The sequence below is a fragment of the Variovorax sp. PEI5 genome (genome assembly GCF_056679935.1).
This window is the reverse complement of the sequence record NZ_JBWXPH010000002.1, coordinates 126,784-147,420: the sequence shown is the minus strand read 5'-3', so window position 1 is coordinate 147,420 and position 20,637 is coordinate 126,784. Positions and strand designations below refer to the sequence as shown.

The window sequence follows — 20,637 nt, the reverse complement described above, 5'->3', positions numbered from 1 at the left end:
CCCGCAGCCCGCATGCAGCGCGTCGTCCCATCCCATGCCGATTCCCGCTCCAGCTCCCGTCCAGGTCGACGCACCGGTTCCGCCGTGGGACGTGACGACGCTCCTGCACCGCGCCCGGCTGCTGCAGCAGTCGGCCCTGGTCACGCACATCCCGCCCCTGCTGCGGGGCCGCCACCTGGCGCTGTGGTGCGAGCCGCCGGCCGTCGAGGGCCCGGGAATGTTCCGTCGGGCGGCCGAGGAGCTCGGCGCCCACGTGGCCGTGCTGCGCGTGGGCCTGTCCACGCACAGCGCCTGGCACGAGGTGCGCGACACCGCCCGGCTGCTGGGCCGGCTCTACGACGCCGTCGAATGCCAGGGGCCCGACCCGGCGCTGATCCGCCGTCTCGTCGAGCAGGCCGGCATCCCGATGTTCGAGGGCGCCGCCCTGCCCGGCCATCCGGTCGCCCAGCTCGCCGACCTGCTGCCGACCGATCGCGCCTCGCCAGCGGACAACCGCCGCTTCGTGCTGCAGGCGCTGCTGCTGGAGGCCCTCGGCTGAACACGGCCTCCGGGGCGGTCTTGATCCAGCGCAAGACCGGCGGCCCGCCGCGCGCCTAGACTGGCCGGCGGGGCCGATCACCGGCTCCGTCGCGGGCCCGGGCTTGTCGTGGCACGCGACCCGTTCGAGGAGACATGCCGATGTCCATGGACCTGCTCAGGCAACTGGCCGCGATGGCGCTGCCCGCGGTGGCGCTCGATCCGGCGACGATCGAAGGGCTGCGCGGCCTGGAGGCCGCCGGCCACGTCAGGGTGCTGATCCCGCCGGCCCATGTCGATTGCGACGACTGCCTGCGCCAGGACGCGGCCACCGTGTTCGAGATCACGCCCCGGGGCTGGGCCAGGCTGGCCGACGACCTGGCGCCGGAATCGCCCGGCGCGGCGGCGGCGCGACCGCTGGCCATGGACCGTGCGCCATGGCCTCAGGGCCCGGCCGAGCCCGGCGCGGTGGGCCCGAAATGGCACATCGCGAGGCGGCCGAGCGATGTGATCGCAATCACCGTCGCACCGGTGCAGATGCGCCCGGAGATGTCGAACCGCAGGCGTACATAGCCGGCGTCCCGCAGGTCCTGGAGGTGATCGATGTCGTCGCGCTCGACGAAGCGCATCGGCAACGGCCCGGCCTCCACGCGTCCCAGGATGTTCATGGGCATGACTTCCGACTCCTTCAGATGCGGGACCGTCGCGCGACGGACCCATCGTGGTGGCGCTTGCGCCAGATCAAGGCCCGGGCGCGTCCCGCTGCCTATCGTGTCTACGGGCGCGGCCGGCCCGCCGCCTCCCCCTCCCATCCCCCCCAACCAACGAGACGACACGCCATGACACTCACCGCTCTCCCCTCCAGCGCCTCGGCGTTCAGGACGCCTCCCGCCCCTTCCGGCCCCACCTCTTCCAGTCCCGGCCCGCGCACCGGGTTCACGAACCCCTGGTCCGACAGCCTGGTGCCGACGGCGTCGTCCGGCTTCGTCCAGGCCTATGTCGCCGGGCTGACGAAATGGCAGCTCCTGATCGGCAGCGGCCTGCTGCTGCTCCAGCGCGAGCAGTGGCGCATGCTGGAGAGCCAGCAGCGCTGGTTCGGCGGCGCCCAGCGCGAGGTCATGGACCAGTGGATCGTCCGCTTCGGCGGCGGCGTGCCACTCGACGGCTGAGACCGCCCATCGCGCCGCGCCCGTCATCGGCGCCGCGGGCCCGGCGCCATGATCCCAGTGCGGCATCGGATCCTGCTTGATCCGCATCAAGCCGCGGACACCACGGGTCCTCACGGCGCCAGGCCGGCATGGAAGGGCTGCAACGGCCCCTCGACGGCCGAGCGCCCGGAGGCCCCGACCGAGGGGATCCGGCGCTGCGCATCCACCGCCCGCGCGGCCAGGTGCGGCTGGCCCGCCACCCGGAACTCGTCGCCCAGGTGGCCGTCGGGCAGGGTCAGCGAGGGATGGTCGAATGGCGCGCGCTCCCAGGCCACGCGCGGATCGGTCAGGCCATTGCGCAGGAAGGCCACCAGGTCGGCGCTCTCCTGCGCGCTCAGGCCGAGCGGGCGGATGTCCGGGGCCAGGTTGGAGGGATTGGGCCCCAGGCCCGAGGTGTTGACCGTCCTGGAGCCCCGGTTGTCGCCGCCCCGGTTGTAGAACTCGACCACCTGCTCCAGCGTGGCGCGACTGCCGTTGTGGAAGTACGGCCCCGTCAGCGCGACATTGCGCAGACCCGGTGTCTTGAAGGAGCCATCCACGGCATCCCGGACCTCGCCCTCGGTCCGCTGGCGGCGGGTGAAGGACAGCGGGCCGCCCCAGGGGTCGGTGCCACCCACGCCCACGTCCTCGGCGCTGGGACGCACGCCGATGTTGTAGAAGCCGGCGTCGTAGCGCGCCGTCCGCCCGTCGCCCATCGACATGGTCTCGATGCGCTGCTGCGCCGCGCTCCGGTCGGTCAGGCGCATGGCCGCGCTGGTCAGGGCCGGCCCGCTGTGGCAGCCGATGCACTGGCCCTTGCCGGCGAAGATCCGCAGGCCCCGGCGTTCGGACGCCCCCAGTGCGGCGGCGTCGCCCCGCAGGTAGGCATCCAGCGGCGTCTGGTCGGAGATCAGCGTCGCCTCGTACAGCTGGATCGCCAAGCCGAAGAACAGCGGGAAGTTGGCTTCCATGTGGCTGAACGCCACCGTGCCGATCGGCACCGGCTGGCCACTGTTCCACAGGCGCGGCTGGAAGGCCGCCTGGATCAGCTCGCGGTACTTGGGCCGGGCGCCGCCCTCGGATGCGCCCAGGACCGAGTCGCGCGGGTCGATGCTCTGGCCGGCCAGGATCGGGCCATCGAGGATCCGTCGCGCGATCTGGGCGAACGAACGCCCGCCGCACGACATCTCGAAGTCGCTGCCCGGCGGCCCCACGGCCTGCGAGGCCGCGCTGGCATGGTCCAGCGCCAGGCGTACCTTGACCGCCGCCGCGCCGGGCACGCCGGCGACCCAGATGCCGGCATCCGGATCGGCGCCGCCGAACGGCGTCGCGCCATTGAAGGTCTCGGCGGCCCGGCCGTCCCAGAAGTTGCGCTGGTTCAGCGCCGCGTTGACGACCGAGGGCGAGTTGCGGCCCGCCACCCGGCGCACGTTGACGTTGCCGACGTGGAAGATGCCATCGGGCTGGCGGATGCAGTCGTCGAAGCGCGACTGCCCGGGGCGGGTGAAGGTGGCGTCGAAGACCCCCTGGGACGAGACGCCATCGTCGGTCGAGGACACGATGGCCGAGTTGCGGTCCAGCGCATCGGCCAGCACGTGCAGCGGGAAGTCCGACAAGCGCAGCGCGTGGTTCGGCCCCCAGCTCGCCGAGCGCGCCGGCCGGTTGAAGGCATGGCCGGCCACGACGTCGAGGTTCGACAGGCCGGGGAAGATCTGGTTCTTGGCGCGATCGTCGGCGCCGGCATGGGCATGGCAACTGGCGCAGGCGGTGCTGCCATCGCTGCCGACCTTCGCATCCCAGAACAGCGCCTTGCCCAGGCGGACCGCCGCCTGGCGGTCGCGCACATAGTCGGCCAGGCCGACGGATCGGCCGTCCTCGGTGCCGGTCGGGTCCGGCGGGCGCAGGCCGGCGAGGCTCTCCAGCTGCTGCTCCTCCTCCAGCTCCGGCTCCCGCTCGGGCGTGGCGACGGGTGTCGCCGAGGCGTTCGAGCCGCCCTGCTTGGCCCGGTCCGGCGAGAGCGTGGTCCCACCGGGCGCGCCGGGCACGCCGGATGCGCCGGTGTCGTCGGATCCGCCGCCGCCGCAGGCGGTCAGGCACAGCGCGAGTCCCAGTGCCAGCCCCTGGACCGGGGCCGGTCGCCACCAGCCGGAGACAGGCGCCGGCCTCGCGGGAGCCATGGATGGGAGGGATGTCATGGTACGACTCCTTCTCGGTGCGGGTCGTTCAGGGAATCGCGATCGAGGCGTTGCCGGGCGCCGGGCAGTTGCCCATGCCCGGCCCGCCGATCTCGCCGAACTCGGAGATCGTCAGTCCGAAGCGGTCGCCATTGCCATTGGTGGCGAGCCAGGCCATGGCGCGGCTCTGGCCGGCGATCGCCAACTGCTTCTCGATGTCGTTCAGCCCGGTGTAGACGGCCCGCCACTCGCTGCTCGTGCTGCCGCCCACGCGCGACAGGTTGCCGGCGCCGCCGGGCACGTTCTGCACCCGGCCGCCGGAGGTGTCGGCGCGGATGTCGCGGCGGCCGATGCGGGTCGTGTTGAAGTCCGGATTGATGATCCGCTGCTCCATGCGTCCGAGCGGGAATGGCGCGCCGGCCGCATCCGAGGCGACGCCGTTGACGCGCAGCTCGCCGGCCGAGGTCAGGAAGGCCTTGCGCGTGACGCGGGTGTCGATCACCTCCTGCTGCTGGCCGGACGAGAAGGCCAGGTTCACGACCTGGAACACGTCGACGATGTCGCCGGCCCGGATGTCCGGGGTCTGGCCGCTCCAGCACACGCCGCCGGGATGGTTGACCTCGAAGACGCCGCCGTTCGGGACGATGCCGCGCGCGGTGCCGATGACGGGCCGGTTCGACGTGCCCCGGCGCACCGCCACCTGCAGTTCGGCGCCGGCCGGGAAGCCGGCGATCGAGATGAAGTCGCGCTCCGGGAACACGACCACGTCCTTGAGCTGCGCCTGGTTGGCCACGACGCCGGCCTTCAGCAGGAACGAGGGCACATAGTGCACCGGCGGCGTCGGGCTGGCCGAGGGCACCACCCCGCCGGGCCCGGGCGGGCAGCCACCGAAGCCCGGTCCGCCGAATTCGCCGACCTCGTGGATCGTCATGCCCAGGCGGTCGCCCGCCGAGGTGGTCTGCTGCCAGGCCATCAGGCGCGTCTGCCCTTCGACGGCGCGCTGGCGCTCGTCGGCGTTGAGGCCGAAGAAGGTGGCGACCAGGTTGGCGGTCGTGCCCTCGTAGACCAGCGTTCCGCCGGTGCCGGGGATCGGGTTGCCATCGCTGCCGTCGACGCGCCCGCCCAGGCTGTCGGCGCGGATGTCGCGCTTGCCGATCCGGCTCGCCGGCGGATCGATGAAGCCGGGATTGACGATCCTGACCTCGAGCCGGGCGAGCGGGATCCGGTTGCCGTTGGGCAGCAGCGCGGTGCCCCGGATCACGACCGTGCCGTTGCCGGCGTCCACGGCATGCACGGCGCTGATGTTCTGGCTGTTGGTCGCTCCGCCGGAGCCGATCAGGGCCGGCACCAGGACGCGGTTGTTGGAGGTGTCGCGATAGGTGGCGCGCACGGTGTCGCCGGGACCGATGTCGGGCGTCACGTTGCGCCAGCAGACCCCGCCCGGGTGGTTGACCTCCAGCACGCCGGCGCCATCGGTGCGGCCCACGGCATCGCCGACGACGCCATTGCGCCGGACCTGCACCAGCAGGTCGGCATTGGCGGCGAAGCCGGCGATCGAGGTGAAGTCGCGATCCGGGAACACCGTGATGTCCTGGGGCAGCAGCGGCGGGTTGTCGATGGTCTGGGCCGGCGCGCGGCCGGGGCCCGCGAGCGCCACGGCCGCCAGGCAGAGGGCGCCGATCCAGATCGACAGGCGCGGCCGCCCGGGAGCGGCGCGACGGAGCGCCTGGCCCCGCGGCCCGTGGCTTGGGTGGTTCGGGAAGTTCATGGCGGTGTCCTCGGACGTGGGTGGATGGTGATGCGGGAAGGCAGGGATGGCGGGGCGTCGCGCCCCGGCGGCTAGTGCCGATGCACGTGGGCCGGCGTCGCGGCGGTCGGCTGCGCGCGGCCGACGCGGTCGATGTGGCGCACCAGCGCATCGACGTCCTCGTCGCCGAGGCGCAGGTTGGGCATGCGCACCTGCGCATAGCGGGCGGTGAGCCCCAGGGCGACGGGATCGCCCTCGGCGCGCACCCGGTCGGGTTCCTTCAGGTAGCGCCGCAGCCAGGCCGGATCGCGGCGTTCACCGACGCGGGCCAGGTCGGGGCCGATGCGGTCGCCGCCGCCGATCGTGTGGCACGAGGCGCATCGACTCTCGAAGGTCGCCTGCGCGCGATCGATCGTCAGGGCCCGGGCCTGCTCGTAGCCGACCGTCGAACCCATGTCCTTCCAGCCGAAGAAGCCGCCCATGGTGGCGACCAGGAATGGCGGGTTCTCGACCGCCGAGGTCCGCATCCACTGGCCGTCGACGTCGTTGCCGAGCATCAGGCTGCTGGCGTGTCCGTCCTTGCTGACCGCGTCGCTGCGGCGCGACAGGCCGATCTTGCGGGTCAGCTCGACGATGTCCCGCTTCGCTCCGGTCAGGAACACCCAGCCCGGGCCGACGTCGAAGCGCCGGGCATAGGCCGCCAGCACCGCCGGCGTGTCGTGCTCGGGATCGATGCTGATGGAGATGAAGAGCACGTCGCGGCCGGCGCGCGCGCCCAGCAGGCGCTGGGTCTCGGCCATGCGCGCCGTCTCCAGGGGACACTCGTCCTGGCACAGCGTGTAGATGACGTTGACGGCGACGGCGCGACCCCGGACCAGGTCGTCGTAGAAGTCGACGCGCCGGCCCTCGTGCGTGGTGAAGGTGGCGCGCGGCCAGTAGGCGCGGTCGAATGGCGCGGCGCCCGCCGCGCATTGCAGTCCGAGCAGCGCCAGGCCGATCGCGCAGCATCTCGCCGCCCGCGCGCGGATGCGCCGGATCAGGGTTCTCATGACGGTCCTTCAGGCGGGCCGACGGGCCCGCGCAACACGGCGGTGGGGAAAGCGGTGGCGCGTCAGTTGACGACGTCGGCGCGCACCAGGTCGAGCTTCGACGTCATGCGCAGGCCGGTCTGGGGCGTGAAGGCGACGCTGATCGTGGCCTTCGCCGTCCGCGCCGAATGCACGTCGTTGCCGGGCTGGTAGGGGAAGGTCAGCTCGAACTCGTCGAAGGGCAGCAGCGGCCGGTGCACCACGGTCTGCGCCTCGGTCCCGAAGGCCCGGCCGTTGGCCCGGCCGACACCGCGCACGCTGCGGAAGTCGACCACCATCTCCAGCATCGTCGGGCCGTTGAACACCGGGTCGTCGATGATGCGGCTGGCGATGTCGATCTGGCCGGCGAAGGCGATGCGCTCGACGCCGTTGTCCAGTTCGGCCAGCACCCGCAGCAGCGGCGCGCGCACGGAGACGGCCACCACCGCCAGCGGCATGGCCAGCACCAGGGCCACGACACCCGGCGCCAGGCGCCGGCGCGCGATGCGCGGGAATCTCACGATGGTCTTCATCTCGACACCTCCATCACGCCCAGGGATGCGGTTTCCGGATTCATGTCGGCGCCTCAGGCGCCGGCCAGCCGCTGCGTCGGCGCCACGAATTCGACGCCGGTCGGCTTCGGGATCGGGGTCGGCAGGGGGTTGAGGACGGCATTGCCGCCCGGATCGATCTCCCAGCGCAGCAGCATGGCGTTGTCCTCGTGGACGGTGTTGTGGCAATGCTCCATGAACATGCCGCCCCAGTCCCGGAACTGCATGGTGATGGTGATGCTGCCGCCGGGGCGCAGGCGATAGACGTCCTTGCGGCCACGCTCCCAGGGCGGCACCGCGCTGGCCGAGCCGTCCCGCGCCAGCACCTGGCCTTCCTCGAAGTGGATGTGGATCGGATGGTCCCAGCCGCCACCGCCATTGACCAGGGTCCAGATCTCGCGGGTGCCGGCCTTGGGCGCGGCCGAGACGCGGCCGAAGTCCGCCGCCAGCATCGCCCCGCCGTCCACCTTCACGCCCCAGGGCCCGAGCGCCGAGGAGATCGGATCGCGCGTGGTCTGGTTGGCGCCGCGACCGAATTCGAAGGTCCGCCTGCGCGCCACCGGGATCTTGCTCAGGTCCGGATTGGGGATCAGGTCCATGCCGCCCGGCCGGCTGAAGTCCCGGCTGTTGTCCACCGCGCGCGTGGTGCCGCGGACCCGGAACTCCAGGAACCGGCCGACGCACGGGTCCTGCGACTTGCCCGACATCGCCTCCCTGATCGACAGGTGCTTGGAGACCAGCTTGCCGTCCTGGTGCTCGGCCAGGTTGACCAGGTGGATGCGGGTGCCGTCGCTGTAGTTGGAGAAGTCGATCACCACGTCGTAGCGCTCGGCGATGCCCATCTCGTCGAGCTCGGTCAGCTGCACCGCGCGCGGCAGCAGGTTGCCGTCGTTGCCGATCTGGATCATCGGCGCGCCATTGCTCAGCGCCAGCTTGAAGAAACGCGCGACCGAGGCGTTGAGGAAACGGAAGCGGTACTTGCGCCGCTCGACGAAGAAGTACGGCTTGTAGGTCAGGTTGGCCATCATCAGGTCGCCGAGGAAGCCGTCGAAGTTGAAGATGTCGAAGGCCAGCTGCCCCTCCGCGTTGGTGGCCTTGTCGCTGAGCATGATGTTGACGTCGTACTCGAGATTGCCCCAATCCTTGGCGGTGCCGCTGGGCAGCCGCAGGTTCACGCCGTCGTTGATCGCCTCGTTGCCGCGATCGAGCGAGCTGTAGAGGTTGAACATCGCCGCGATGCCCTTGTAGACGTTCTGCGACGTGAAGCTGAACATGTGGTCGTGGAACCAGTGCGTGCTCATCGTCTCGCGCCAGTCGCCCGGCAGCTTGGTGATGCCGCCATGGCCGTCCGGCGCGCCGCAGCGCGCATCGGTGGCATTGGCATTGATGGTGCGGAAGCCGGCATGGACGATCGGCCAGTGGTAGTCGTAGTACTGGCCCGGATAGAAATAGGCGCCGGTGAAGCCGTCGCTCTCGGCTCCGTGATGGCCGTTGTGCTCGTGGGTGGAGATGGTGTTGCGGCCGAAGCCGCCATTGCTCGCCACCCGGCCCGGCAGGGCGTTGTGATGGCGGAAGAGGATGGGTTCGCCATAGCGGCCCAGCAGCAGCTTGGGTGGCACCGTGCCACCGAAGGTCCACAGCGACTGCGCCGACTGCGCGGGCATGCGCGGAGCGAAGCAGGGCTTGACGGCCTGCGCCGGATCGATGTCGCAGTTGTGGCTGGAGCCGACTCCGGGGTGGTAGTCGAGGCATTCCTCGGCGCCCTTCTGCCACTGCTCGACGGCGACGCGCGGCGGAAACAGGTCCCAGCCCTGGTGCGCCCACAAGGCGCCGGGCGGCCGGCCCTCCATGGGACCGTCGACCAGCGTGCCATCCGAGGCGGCGACCCGGGTCTTGCTGGTGAGAGCCTGCTTCTGCGGCGCCGGTGTCAGCGTCGACAGCTCGCTGCGCTGCATCAGGTCGCAGCGCGGCATCGGCGCTTGGAACGGGAGCGCGCCGAAGAGCGGGCTGGCCGGCACGCCGGTCGGGATGGCGGCATGGGCCTGGCCGAAGAACGGATTCAGGCCCTGCGTGGCGGCCAGGCCGCCGGCCCCGGTGAACAGGCCCCAGCGCAGCAGGTCGCGGCGCGAGACCTCGCCGGTCGAGAGCGCCCGGACGATGTCGTAACGGTTCTGTCGCGCACGCGTCGCCTCGCGGATCTGCTGTGCGGAAGCATTCTTCGCCAGGTACATTCGTCCTCCAATGCGGTGATTCGAGTCATCGATATCCGATGCAATGCATGCTTCATTACTTGCATTGCATCCGATCGACGACCGCATTGTGCGCGCTCATCCGACATGGAAATACATCAATTCTGATGACGCGTCGGCATTGATTTCGACATCGATCATCGACCTGCAATACCGATTGGAGACTCATTCGATGGAGAGTCCGACTGTCGATTCGACTCGGACCGAATGGATGATCCGCGGAGTCCAATGCCGTCGGGAATTGATGCGCGACGCGCGATCGGCAGTCCGCCATGGGACTGCGATCGGTCTCTCGCATTCATCGCGATGATCGGAGTCGACGAGTCCGGCATCCAATTGCAATTGGATTTCAATTCGGATTGGAAATGAATTGACCGTGAATGACCCGCGTCATTCATTTCCCGTCGGTGCTCCATCCATGCAGGGACCGACTCGCCCGACCACTCATGGCGCGAATGTCCATCGACGATACGCAATCGATCCACTCGATGGCCTATTGGCGATTCCAGTCCCGTCATCGGCATCGACCACGCTGTCGCGAAGGGCCACTGGATCGCATCCTGGGTCGATGAATCGCGACGGCGCTGACTGCCCGACGCGATGTAAGACAAATTCAGTATCGGAGCCCTGTCTGAATCGTTCCTGAACGACGGCCTCCCTGGCGGGATGCGTCTTGCGAACGGCGCTCGACGCGGAGCGCATCGAGCCCGACCGGCCTTGACGCCGGGCCGGTCGGGGATCGCGGGGGATCGCGCGGATGCGCTCAGTCGAGCTTCAGGCCCACCGTCTTGACGACCTTGTCCCACTTGCGGGCATCGGTGGCCACCAGGTTCGAGAAATCCGCCGGGCCGAGCGCGCTGGCTTCCATGCCCATCCTGGTGAAGCTCTCCTTGATCGCCGGCAATGCGACGACGGCGGCGATCTCCCGCGCCAGCCGGTCGACCACCGGTTGCGGCGTGCCGCCGGTGGTGAACACGCCATACCAGGAGAGCACCTCGTAGCCCGGCACGCCGGCTTCGCTGATGGTGGGCACGTCGGGCAGCGAATCGACGCGCCTGGTGCTGGTCACGGCCAGGATGCGCACCTTGCCGGAATCGGCGCCGGCGCGCGCCGATGGCAGGCTGGCGAAGGTCAGCTGCGCCTGGCCGGACATCACATCCTGCATGGCCGGCGCGTCGCCGCGATAGGGGATGTGGGTGATGAAGACGCCCGCCATGTTCTTGAACAGCTCGGCCGACAGGTGCGAGATGGTGCCGTTGCCCGGCGAGGTGACATTGAGCCGGCCGGGATGGGTCTTGGCATAGGCGATCAGCTCGGCGACCGATTTCACCGGGAGCTCGGCGTTGACGACCAGCGCGTTGGCCGACTTGGCCACCAGCGACACGGCCTGCACGCCCTTGATGGGATCGTAGGGCAGCCTGCTGTAGACGGCCGGCGCGATGGCCTGGCCACCGACCGAGCCGAGCAGCAGGGTCTGGCCGGTCGGCCGGGCGCGCGCCATCTCGGCCGTCGCCACGGTGCTGCCGCCACCGGGCTTGTTCTCCACCACCATCGTCTCCTTGGTCTGCAGCTGGAACTGCGTGGCCACCGAACGCGCGATGACGTCGTTGCCGCCACCCGGCGCGAAGCCCACCAGCAGCCGGATCGGCGATGGCGGCAGGTCCTGCGCGAAGCCCTGGACGGCGGCCGCGGCGAGCAGCAGCGCGGGGACGAATTTGGGGAAGCCCATGTCTGTTCCTTGGTTGAGAGTGGATCGATCAATCGGCGGCGAGCGCGTGCACGGCCGCCTTGAGAGCCCGGCGCGCCTCGCTGGCGCGATGCCGGCGCGCGTCGTTCGCCGCCTGGTCCCGCGCCGCCTGGTCCTCGAGCGCGGTCACCCGCTCGCGCAGGCGAACCGGCGCCGGCCCGCCGACCACCAGCCGCCCGCGCACGCTGGCCAGCGGATCGAGGCTGGCGCGCACCTCGGCGTCGCTCAGGTCCAGGGACGCGCCCAGCTGCTCGACCGCGGCGATGTTCAGCATGGCGAGGTCGACCTCGTCGGCGCCGAGCGAGCGGTCCATGGCCTGGCGCACCACCGCGCCGACCACGTGATGCGACTCGCGGAACGAGAGCCCGCAGCGCTTGACGAGCAGGTCGGCCAGGTCGGTCGCCGAGCTGAAGTCGCGGCGCACGCGGCGCGCCATGGCCTCGACGTCGGGGGTGGCGCTGCGCACCACCAGCTCGAGCAGCCGGAGGCTGCGCAGGCACTCCTCGCCGGCCTCCCAGAAGCTGCGCATGCCTTCGCGGCTGCCATCGCCGGTGTGGGTGTAGTGGACGCCCTTGATGGTCGAGAGCGAGGCGGTCAGCAGGCCGATCAGGTGGCCGGCCTTGCCCTTGAGATATTCCAGCACGACCGGATTCTTCTTCTGCGGCATGATGCTGGAGGTCCCCGCGACCCGGTCCGGGAAGTCGATCAGGCCGAACTCGTGGGTGCACCAGACGAAGTAGTCCTGCGCGAAGCGGCTCCATCCCACGGCGCAGATCGTCATCGCCGACAGCAGCTCCAAGGCGAAGTCGCGCGCGGCCACGGCATCCAGCGCGTGCGGCACGACGGCCTCGAAGCCCAGCAGCTGCGCGGTGGCCGCGCGGTCGATCGCGAACGAGGTCCCGGCCAGGGCGCCGGCGCCCAGCGGGCACTGGTCGATCAGGCGTTCGACCTGCCGCACGCGCTCGATGTCGCGCGACACGGCCTCGGCGATCGCGCCCAGGTAGAAGCCATAGGTGATGGGCTGCGCCGGCTGCAGGTGCGTGTAGCCGGGCATCACGGTCTCGGCATGGCGCAAGGCGCCATCCAGCGCCGCGCGGCGCACCGCGCCGAGCTGGTCGATCAGGTCGAGCGCCAGGTCGCGCGCGCGCATGCGGTCCATCGTGGCCAGGATGTCGTTGCGGCTGCGCGCCATGTGGAGATAGCCGCCGACGTGGCTGCCGGCCACCTCCATCAGGTGGGCCTCGTAGTTGAAGTAGGCATCCTCGATGGAGGGATCTAGCGGCACCGCCGCCATGCCCTCGGCCTCGATGCGCGCCAGCGCGCGGGCCAGCCGGGCGGCGGCGTCGCGCGGCATCAGGCCCTGTTCGAGCAGCATCAGCAGGTGCGCCTGGTTGACGTCGTTGAGGTGCGGGAAGACGGCCGGGAAGTCCTTCGCCAGGCGCGGCGCATAGATGTTCTCGGTCACTTCCCGGGCGGTGCCCTCGGTCAGGCGGCGGCTCACTTTGGATGTCATGCGGCGAGTTTCAGCAAGCCATCCCATGCGGTCAAATCAGTAAACGCGGTGCTTCCATACGTCATTGATATGCCCCGGAAAGGCGCATCCCGATGCGCCATTGCGGGGCACGGGCGCTACTTCCTGAAGCGCACCACGGCCGCGCGCGAGGCCTCGGTCTGGGGCAGGCTGGCGATCTCGCCCAGGGTCACCGGCTTGATCGGGAAACGCACGCGATAGGCGCCGACGTCGCGCGGATGGCGGCCCTGTTCGTCGGCGATCAGTTCGGTCACCGTGAGGCCGCAGAAGCGGCCCTGGCACGGCCCCATGCCGCAGCGCAGGAAGGCCTTCATCTGGTTGGGGCCCTGGCAGCCCATGCGCGCGGCCTGGCGCACCTGCTCGGCCGTCGCCTCCTCGCAGCGGCAGACGATGGTGTCGCCGACCGGCCGGCGAAAGGCATCCGGCGCGCGATAGAGCGTCTCGAAGAACTCGCGTCCGCGCACGGCGCGCGCCAGGGCGGCGCGATGCGTGGCGGCCTCGCGGTCGCGCGCCGGGCCGTCGAGGCGGCCGAGCGCGACGGCGGCATGCACCGCCGCCACCCGCCCCCGGTGCTCGGCGGCGATGGCGCCCGCGATGCCGGCGCCGTCGCCGGCGATGGTGACCTGCGCGACCGAACTCGCGCCCCAGGCGTCCACCACCGGCTCCCAGCAGTCCTGGCGCTCGCTCCAGACATGCTCGAGGCCGAGCGCGCGCGACAGGTTGGTGTTGGGCACCACGCCCTGGTGCAGCAGCAGCTGGTCGAGCGCCAGCTCCTCGGTGCGGCCACCCGCGCGATAGCGCAGGCGGGCCAGCTGGCCGCGCGCGTCGCCCAGCGCCTCCAGCGCGCTCACGCCGGTGACGATCGGCACCCGCGCCCGGACCGCGCGCAGCAGCTTCAGGCCCTTGCCCAGGTAGGGCGAGCGCAGGAAGCCCCAGACGAACGGCAGGGCCCGGCGCCACTGGCCGGCCGGCGTGGTCTCCAGGATGGCGTGGATCGGCACGCCCGCGTTCAGGTACTGCCAGGCCAGCAGGTAGAGCAGCGGCCCACCGCCAGCCAGCACCGTGGTGCCGCTGGGCACCACCGCCGAGGTCTTCAGCAGGATCTGCGCCGCGCCGGCGGTGATGACGCCCGGCAGGGTCCAGCCGGGAATGGGGAACGGCCGCTCCTGCGCCCCGGTCGCGAGGATGACGTGGCGGCAGTGCAGCAGGCCGGCCCGCGCGTCCTGTCCGGGCGTGGCGATGGAATAGGCGACCTCGAAGCCATCGTCCTCCCGCCGGTTGACGGCCCAGACCGTGGCGCCGGCGACATGGCGCGCCCCGCTGCGCTGGAACGGCTCCAGCAGTCCGAGTCCGTGCCAGTAGTCGGCGCCGAGGATCGCGCGATCGCGCACCGGCGTGCTGCCGATGGCGCGGTAGATCTGGCCGCCGGGGGCGGGCTGCTCGTCGATCAGCACGGTGTCCAGGCCGAGGCCGGCGGCGCGGGTGGCGGCGGCCAGGCCGGCCGGGCCGGCGCCGATGACCAGCAGTTCGCAGGTCGTCGCGGGGAGTCCGGCGCTCATGCGCCCACCTCGCGGGCGCCGAGCTGGCGCCGCACCGTCATGCCCTCGCGCACGCGCGTCATGCAGGCCTGCTGGTTGGCATGGCCGTCGATGCCGACCAGGCAGTCGTAGCAGACGCCCATCATGCAGAACGGGCCCCGCGCCGCGCCGGAGACCGCCGTGTCGCGGCAGGCCGGCAAGCCGGCGGCGAACAGCGCGGCGGCCACGCTGTCGCCCTCGCGGCAGTCGGTCGCCACATCGTCGATGGTGATGCGCACCACGCGCGCGCCGGCCTCGGCGGGCGTGTCAAGTCGTCTGAACATGGAATCTCCGGGTCGAAAAAGGCGCCAGCTCGGCCTCCAGGGCGCCCTCGGCGATCATCGGCGCGAGCTTCAGGGCATGGGTGGCGGCCAGGGTCACGCCGCTGTGGCAGGTGACGATGAAGGCACCCGGCGGGGTGCTCGACTGCTCGTACACCGGAAAGCCGTCCTGGGCCCGCACGCGCAGCGCGGACCAGGCCCGCACCGCGCGCACCTCCTTGAGCGCCGGCAGGGTGCGCACCGCGCGGTCGGCCAGCGTGGCCAGCACCGGCAGGGTCGTCACGTGCTCGGCATAGCCGGCGTCCTCCTGCGAATCGCCGACCAGCCAGCTGCCCTCGTCGTTCTGCCGCAACGTCACCATCGGCGTGTCCAGCAGCCGGCGGGTGCGCTCCAGCACGATGATCTGGCCGCGCTGCGGCGCCATCGGCAGCCGCAGCCCGACCTGCGCGCCCAGCTCGCCATTGCGCAGGCCCGAGGCCAGCACGATCCGGCGCGCCCGCACGATGCCCGCGGGCGTGGTCAGCTCGAAACCCTGGGCGGTGTGCGCGATGCCGGCGACGCCATGGTGCGGCAGATAGGAGACGCCGGAGCGGTCGAAGGCCGTATGGAAGGCCCGCAGCAGCTTCAACGGATTGACGATGCCGTCGTGCGGCGTCCAGATCGCGCCGGTCACGTCCTTGCCCAGGCCCGGCACCAGCGAGGCCGCCTGGTGATGGTCGAGCAGCTTCCACTCGTAGGGCTCGACGCCCGGCTGCGCCATCAGCGCGCGGACCCACTGGTGGCGGGCCTCGATCTCGTGGTCGCCCATCAGCGGCGTCAGACCGCCCTTCTGCTCCAGCGCGACATCGATGCCCGTTTCCTCCAGCAGCTGCGCGGCCAGGCGCGGCCAGAGGCGGGTCGAGCCCAGCGTCCAGCGGCTGTAGGCCCCCATGCCATGGCCCTTGCTCTGCAGCCAGACCAGGCCGAAGTTGCCGCGCGAGGCGCGCAGGGCGACATCGCCCTCGTCGAGCACGGCGATCGAGCCGACGCGGTCACGCAGGCCATAGGCGATCGACGAGCCGACCAGGCCGCCGCCGATCACGGCGATGTCGAAGATGGTGGAGGTGGCGTTGGCGGCGGCCATCAGCGTGGCCTCCGGCGGGAGGGGGGTCGAGGCCCGGAGCGGCGGACGGTCATGGGAGGTGGGGTGGGATGGGCCGCGGAGCCGGGCGGCTCCGGTGTCCCCGATGGTGCAGCGCCGCCGGCGCCGGCGCAAATACGAGTCCGAGCGGCGTCCATGCGAAACCCGTATGGGCCTCAGCCGCCCATCGCCGCCGTCTCGCTCGCGATGACCTCCTCGACCAGGGCGTTGAAGCGGTCGACCAGGGCATTGGCCGGCCGGTTGCGCGCCAGCAGCAGGTAGTTGACGAAGGGCACGCGCGGGCGGAACGGCCGCACCTCGATGCCGGTGTGGCGATGCATGCGCGCGACCAGCGGATTGACGACGCCCACGCCCAGCCCCAGGCCGACCATCTGGCAGATGGTGGCGCCATACGGGGTCTCGAAGTGCATCACGCGGCGATCGTCGCCGGCGAACGCCGCGTCCACCGCGGCGCGCAGGCCGTCGCCATGCGCCATCGAGATGAAGGACTCTCCCGCCAGGTCGGCCGGCTCGATCACCGCCCGGCCGGCCAGCCGATGGCCCGGCGGCAGCACGCAGCAGCCGGCCAGGTCGCACAGTGGCCGTGCCTCGCTGACGGCGGTGGGCGGCAGGTAGGACACCAGCCCCAGGTCGCAGATGCGGTTGCCGACCCATTCGGCCACCAGTTGCGTGCTGCCGGTGTCCATGGCGATGGTGACCCCCGGATGCGCGGCATGGAAGCGCTGCAGCACCAGCGGCAGCACCGTCAGGGCCAGCGAGGGCACGGTGGCCACCCGCAGGCGGCCGCTGCCGAACTGGCGGATGTTGCGCGCCGCGTCCTTCAGCGTGCCCAGGCCGACGAAGGCGCGGTCGACCTCGCGCAGGAAGGCCAGGCCCTCCTCGGTCGGCGTCAGGCGGCCCGCGCTGCGGGTGAACAGGTCCAGGCCGGTGGAGGCCTCGAGCTGCGCGATCAGCCGGCTGACGTTGGGCTGCGAGGTGTACAGCTCGGCGGCCGCGGCGGTCATGGAACCCGAGCGCATGACGGCCCGGAATGCGTCGACTTCCTTGAACTTCATGCGCGCGAGTTTAAGAACCGGGCGGCGACGGTCACGCCGGCGGCGCCCCGTAGTCGCGCCGCGCCGCCGCGTCGCTGACCCGGCCGTCGAGCAGGTCGTCGCGCAGGCTGTCGCGCGAGCGCTCGGCCGGCTCGCCGCAGCCGCCACCGCCGGGCGTCTCCAGGCGCACGCTCTCGCCGCGTTCGAGCTGGATGTTGGCGGTCTTGGAGAACATCTCGACCGCGTCGGGCCGGCCGTGGTTGCGCACCAGACGCGCGCGCCGTCCGTCCAGCCCGCCGTCCACGCCCTCGGGCACGCCCACCAGATGGCTGTCGGAGCGCGAGGAGAACACGATGCCCGGCGCCAGCGCCCGGATCTGCTTGGCGATGCCCATGCCGCCGCGCGTGCGGCCGGCGCCGCCGGAATCGGCGATCAGCGCGTACTCGTCCATCAGCAGCGGGTACTCGTTCTCCAGCGCCTCCACGGGCAGGTTGGAGGTGTTGGTCATGTGCACGTGCACGCCATCCATGCCGTCGGTGTCGAAGCGCGCGCCGGCGCCGCCGCCGATGGTCTCCAGATAGACGAACTGGCCCTCGCGCTGGGCCAGCTGGCCGGAGAAGACGATGGCCGGACACAGGTCGTTGCTCGAGGCCATGACCTTCTCGCGCGGCAGCAGGCCGCGGAAGGCGCCGAACAGCGTGCCGGCGACCTTCTGCGCCGTGATGGAGCGGGCGCCGACGGCCGCGGGATGGCGCGGGTTGGTGATGGTGCCGAGCGGGGCGTGGATGTCGATCGGCTCGAACAGGCCGGCATTGGGCGCCAGATCGGGATCGAGCTGGGCCTTCACGGCGTAGTAGACCGTGGCGTGCAGGGCATTGATCGGCAGGTTCATCGCTCCCCGCGCCTGCCCGCCCGAACCGGTGAAGTCGAAGCGCAGACGCCCCTCGCCGACGGTCAGCGTGACGCTGATGGCGACCGGTTCGCCGCCCAGCCCGTCGTCGTCGAGGTAGCTGGTGAAGCCGTAGCTGCCCTGCCTGAGTTCGGCGATGCGGTTGCGCAGCCGCCGCCGGGTGTAGGCGATGACGTCGTCGACCGAGCGCAGCACCGCCGCCAGTCCCATCTGGCGGATCAGGCCCAGCACCGCGTCGCTGCCGCGCCGGTTGGTGGCGATCTGCACCTTGAGGTCGAGCCGGCGTTCCTCCGGATCGCGGGTGTTGTTGCAGATCAGGCGCAGCAGGTCCTCCTGCAGCTCGCCGGCGCGCGCGATGCGCGCCACCGGGATGCGGATGCCCTCCTCGAAGATGCTCCTGAGGCCGCCGGCGATGGAGCCCGGCACCGACCCGCCGACATCCGAATGGTGGGCGATGTTGGCGGTGAAGAAGCGCAGCGTGCCGTCCCAGAACACGGGCGTGATGATGTTGATGTCGGGCAGGTGGCTGCCGTTGGCCAGGTAGGGATCGTTGCAGATGAAGACGTCGCCCTCGCGGATCGTCTCGGCCGGATAGTGCTCGCGCACGGCCTGGATGGCGCCATTGAGCGACCCCAGGTGCAGCGGGATCTGCGTGCCCTGCGCCACCAGGCGGCCGGCAGCGTCGAACAGGGCCACCGAGCAGTCCTTGCGCTCCTTGATGTTGGTCGAGAAGGACGAGCGCACCAGTGTGTTGTTCATGTCCTCGGTGATGGAGAGCAGGCGGTTGGTGAAGACCTCCATCTCGATCGGGTCGGACAGCCGCTCGGCGGGATTCGGGGCGATGTCGTTCGGGTTCACGCAAGCTTCTCCAGCGAAATGACGAGGGTGCCGTGGGTGTCGACCATGGCGTGGTGGGTGGGGCCGATGACGGTGGTGGAGCTCATCTCCTCGATCACCGCCGGGCCGTCGATGCGGGTGCCGGCCGACAGCAGGTCGCGGTCGTAGACCGGCGTCGCGTGCCAGCCGCGGGCCTTGCCGTGGTAGACCTCGCGGCTGCCGATGCGCGCATCGGCCAGCGTGGTGTCGGTGCGTGCCGGCGCCAGCGGCGCCTTCAGCACCTGGCCGACCGCCTGCAGGCGGCAGTTGATGATCTGGACCGGCCGGCCCGGCACCTGGTAGCCGTACTCGCGGGCATGCGCCTCGTCGAAGCGGCGGGCGAAGGTCGCGAGCGACAGCGACTCGCCCTCGTCCATGTCGACCTGCACCTCGAAGTTCTGGCCGTCGTAGCGCGCGTCGATGGCATACCGGCAGCGCTGGTGGTCGCGGGGCACGTGCTCGGCGTCGAGCCACGCCAGCGCGTCGGCGCGCAGCTCCGCGAAGGCGCGTTCCACCGCCGGCCAGGTGGCCGCGCCGACCTGGACGATCAGGCTGCGCACGAAGTCGAACGAGATGTCGGTCAACAGGATGCCGCGCGCGCACATGGTGCCGGGCTCCTGCGGCACGATCACCGTCGGGATGCCGCACTCCTCGGCCACCTCCAGCGCGTGCAGCGGACCGGCGCCGCCATAGGCGTAGAGCGCGAAGCCCGACAGGTCGTAGCCGCGCTCGGTCGAGACGGCGCGGATGGCGCGGCTCATGTTGGCGTTGGCGATGCGGATGATGCCCTCGGCGGCATCCTCCAGCGACAGCCCGAGCGGCGCGGCGACGCGCTCCTCGATGACGCGCCGGGCGGCCGCCGCGTCGACCGGCATGCGGCCCTTGAGCAGCGCCTCGGGGTTCAGCCGGTGCAGGCTGATCTCGGCGTCGGTGATGGTCGGCTCGGTGCCGCCACGGGCATAGCCGACCGGGCCCGGCACGGCGCCGGCGCTGTGCGGCCCGACCTTGAGCGAGCCGGCGTCGTCCATCCAGGCGATGCTGCCGCCGCCCGCGCCGATGACGTGGATGTCGACCATCGGCGTCTTCACGGGATAACCGGCGACCTGGCGGTCGGAGGTGAACAGCGGCCGGCCGCCGGCGATCAGCGAGACATCGGTGCTGGTGCCGCCGACGTCGAAGGTCACCAGGTCCGGATGGCCGATGGCGCGACCGACGGCCGCCGCGCCCACCACGCCGGCGGCCGGGCCGGACAGGCAGGTGCGCACCGGGAACTGGCGCACCGAGCCGGCCGACATCAGGCCGCCGTTGGAGTGGATGGTGTAGGGCTCGTGGGCGATGCCCAGGCCGCGCACGCGCTCCAGGAAGCGGTCGAGGTAGCGCGCCATGCGCGGGCCGACGGCGGCGTTGAGCACCGACGTCGACAGGCGTTCGTACTCGCGGAACTCCGGCAGCACCTCGCTCGACACGCTGACATAGGCCGCGGGCATGACCTCGCGCACGATGTCGCGGGCGCGCTGCTCGTGCGCCGGATTGCCGTACGAATGCAGGAAGCAGATCGTGACCGCCTCGATGCCGGCATCGCGCAGCGCGACGGCCGCCGCGCGCACCCCCGCCTCGTCCAGCGCCACCAGCACGTCGCCACGCGCGCCGATGCGCTCGTCGACCTCGATGCGATGGCGCCGCGCCACCAGCGCAGGTGGCTTGCCGACCGAATAGTCGAACAGGTGCGGCCGGGTCTGGCGCCCGATCTCCAGGATGTCGCGGAAGCCGCGCGTGGTGATGAGGCCCACCGTCGCGCCCTTGCGCTCGATGATCAGGTTGGTGGCGACCGTCGTGCCGTGGCCGACGTGCGAGATCTCGGCGGCGGCGATGCCGTGGCGCGCCAGCAGGTCCGAGATGCCCTGCTCGATGGCCTCGGACGGATCGTGCGGGGTCGAGGGCACCTTGTGGAACCTGACCTCGCCGAGCCTCTCGTCGATGAGGGTGAAGTCGGTGAAGGTGCCTCCGACGTCAATGCCGATGCGATACATGGATCTGTCTCCTTGGAAA

16 protein-coding genes are annotated in these 20,637 nt (G+C 71.2%); 3 read left to right on the top strand and 13 right to left on the bottom strand.

Annotated features, from left to right (window positions below; translation table 11 throughout):
* Window positions 1-34: 34 nt before the first annotated feature.
* The 3 genes from AC1MLT_RS17160 (at window position 35) to AC1MLT_RS17150 (ending at window position 1,685) form a co-directional block, all read left to right on the top strand.
* Window positions 35-538, top strand: a complete 504-nt coding sequence (locus AC1MLT_RS17160) for a Rossmann-fold NAD(P)-binding domain-containing protein (RefSeq protein WP_481035256.1) — start codon at window positions 35-37, stop codon at window positions 536-538.
* A 140-nt stretch (window positions 539-678) separates the two neighbouring features.
* Window positions 679-1,089, top strand: a complete 411-nt coding sequence (locus AC1MLT_RS17155; RefSeq protein WP_481035255.1) for a hypothetical protein — start codon at window positions 679-681, stop codon at window positions 1,087-1,089.
* Window positions 1,090-1,355: 266 nt separating this feature from the next.
* Entirely contained in the window at window positions 1,356-1,685 is a 330-nt protein-coding gene (locus AC1MLT_RS17150; RefSeq protein ID WP_481035254.1) for a hypothetical protein, read from the top strand.
* Between the two features lie 110 nt (window positions 1,686-1,795).
* Here the strand turns inward: AC1MLT_RS17150 and AC1MLT_RS17145 are convergent, their stop codons facing one another.
* The 13 genes from AC1MLT_RS17145 to AC1MLT_RS17085 form a co-directional block, all read right to left on the bottom strand.
* Entirely contained in the window at window positions 1,796-3,880 is a 2,085-nt protein-coding gene (locus AC1MLT_RS17145; RefSeq protein ID WP_481035253.1) for a cytochrome-c peroxidase, read from the bottom strand.
* Window positions 3,881-3,926: 46 nt separating this feature from the next.
* On the bottom strand, window positions 3,927-5,645 hold the full coding sequence (locus AC1MLT_RS17140) for a hypothetical protein (RefSeq protein ID WP_481035251.1): 1,719 nt from the start codon (window positions 5,643-5,645) through the stop codon (window positions 3,927-3,929).
* A 71-nt stretch (window positions 5,646-5,716) separates the two neighbouring features.
* Window positions 5,717-6,673, bottom strand: coding sequence for an SCO family protein (locus AC1MLT_RS17135; RefSeq protein WP_481035250.1), 957 nt, complete (start codon window positions 6,671-6,673; stop codon window positions 5,717-5,719).
* 62 nt (window positions 6,674-6,735) lie between these two features.
* Window positions 6,736-7,224, bottom strand: coding sequence for a hypothetical protein (locus AC1MLT_RS17130; protein ID WP_481035249.1), 489 nt, complete (start codon window positions 7,222-7,224; stop codon window positions 6,736-6,738).
* A 53-nt stretch (window positions 7,225-7,277) separates the two neighbouring features.
* Complete coding sequence (locus tag AC1MLT_RS17125) at window positions 7,278-9,473, bottom strand: multicopper oxidase family protein (RefSeq protein WP_481035248.1); 2,196 nt, start codon at window positions 9,471-9,473, stop codon at window positions 7,278-7,280.
* Window positions 9,474-10,254: 781 nt separating this feature from the next.
* Entirely contained in the window at window positions 10,255-11,220 is a 966-nt protein-coding gene (locus AC1MLT_RS17120; protein ID WP_481035247.1) for a Bug family tripartite tricarboxylate transporter substrate binding protein, read from the bottom strand.
* A gap of 28 nt (window positions 11,221-11,248) precedes the next feature.
* Window positions 11,249-12,751 carry an argininosuccinate lyase gene (argH, locus tag AC1MLT_RS17115; protein WP_481035246.1) on the bottom strand — a complete coding sequence of 501 codons (1,503 nt, stop codon included), beginning with the start codon at window positions 12,749-12,751 and terminating at the stop codon, window positions 11,249-11,251.
* 116 nt (window positions 12,752-12,867) lie between these two features.
* Entirely contained in the window at window positions 12,868-14,328 is a 1,461-nt protein-coding gene (locus AC1MLT_RS17110; RefSeq protein ID WP_481035245.1) for an FAD/NAD(P)-dependent oxidoreductase, read from the bottom strand.
* Window positions 14,325-14,630: a (2Fe-2S)-binding protein gene (locus tag AC1MLT_RS17105; RefSeq protein ID WP_481035244.1), complete on the bottom strand. Its 306-nt coding sequence runs from the start codon at window positions 14,628-14,630 to the stop codon at window positions 14,325-14,327. The genes AC1MLT_RS17110 and AC1MLT_RS17105 overlap by 4 nt, the downstream gene beginning before the upstream one ends.
* Window positions 14,614-15,750: an NAD(P)/FAD-dependent oxidoreductase gene (locus tag AC1MLT_RS17100; RefSeq protein ID WP_481035243.1), complete on the bottom strand. Its 1,137-nt coding sequence runs from the start codon at window positions 15,748-15,750 to the stop codon at window positions 14,614-14,616. The genes AC1MLT_RS17105 and AC1MLT_RS17100 overlap by 17 nt, the downstream gene beginning before the upstream one ends.
* A gap of 173 nt (window positions 15,751-15,923) precedes the next feature.
* Window positions 15,924-16,823, bottom strand: coding sequence for a LysR substrate-binding domain-containing protein (locus tag AC1MLT_RS17095; protein ID WP_481035242.1), 900 nt, complete (start codon window positions 16,821-16,823; stop codon window positions 15,924-15,926).
* A gap of 31 nt (window positions 16,824-16,854) precedes the next feature.
* Window positions 16,855-18,513, bottom strand: a complete 1,659-nt coding sequence (locus tag AC1MLT_RS17090) for a hydantoinase B/oxoprolinase family protein (protein ID WP_481035839.1) — start codon at window positions 18,511-18,513, stop codon at window positions 16,855-16,857.
* Window positions 18,514-18,566: 53 nt separating this feature from the next.
* Window positions 18,567-20,618, bottom strand: a complete 2,052-nt coding sequence (locus AC1MLT_RS17085) for a hydantoinase/oxoprolinase family protein (RefSeq protein ID WP_481035241.1) — start codon at window positions 20,616-20,618, stop codon at window positions 18,567-18,569.
* Window positions 20,619-20,637: the final 19 nt, after the last annotated feature.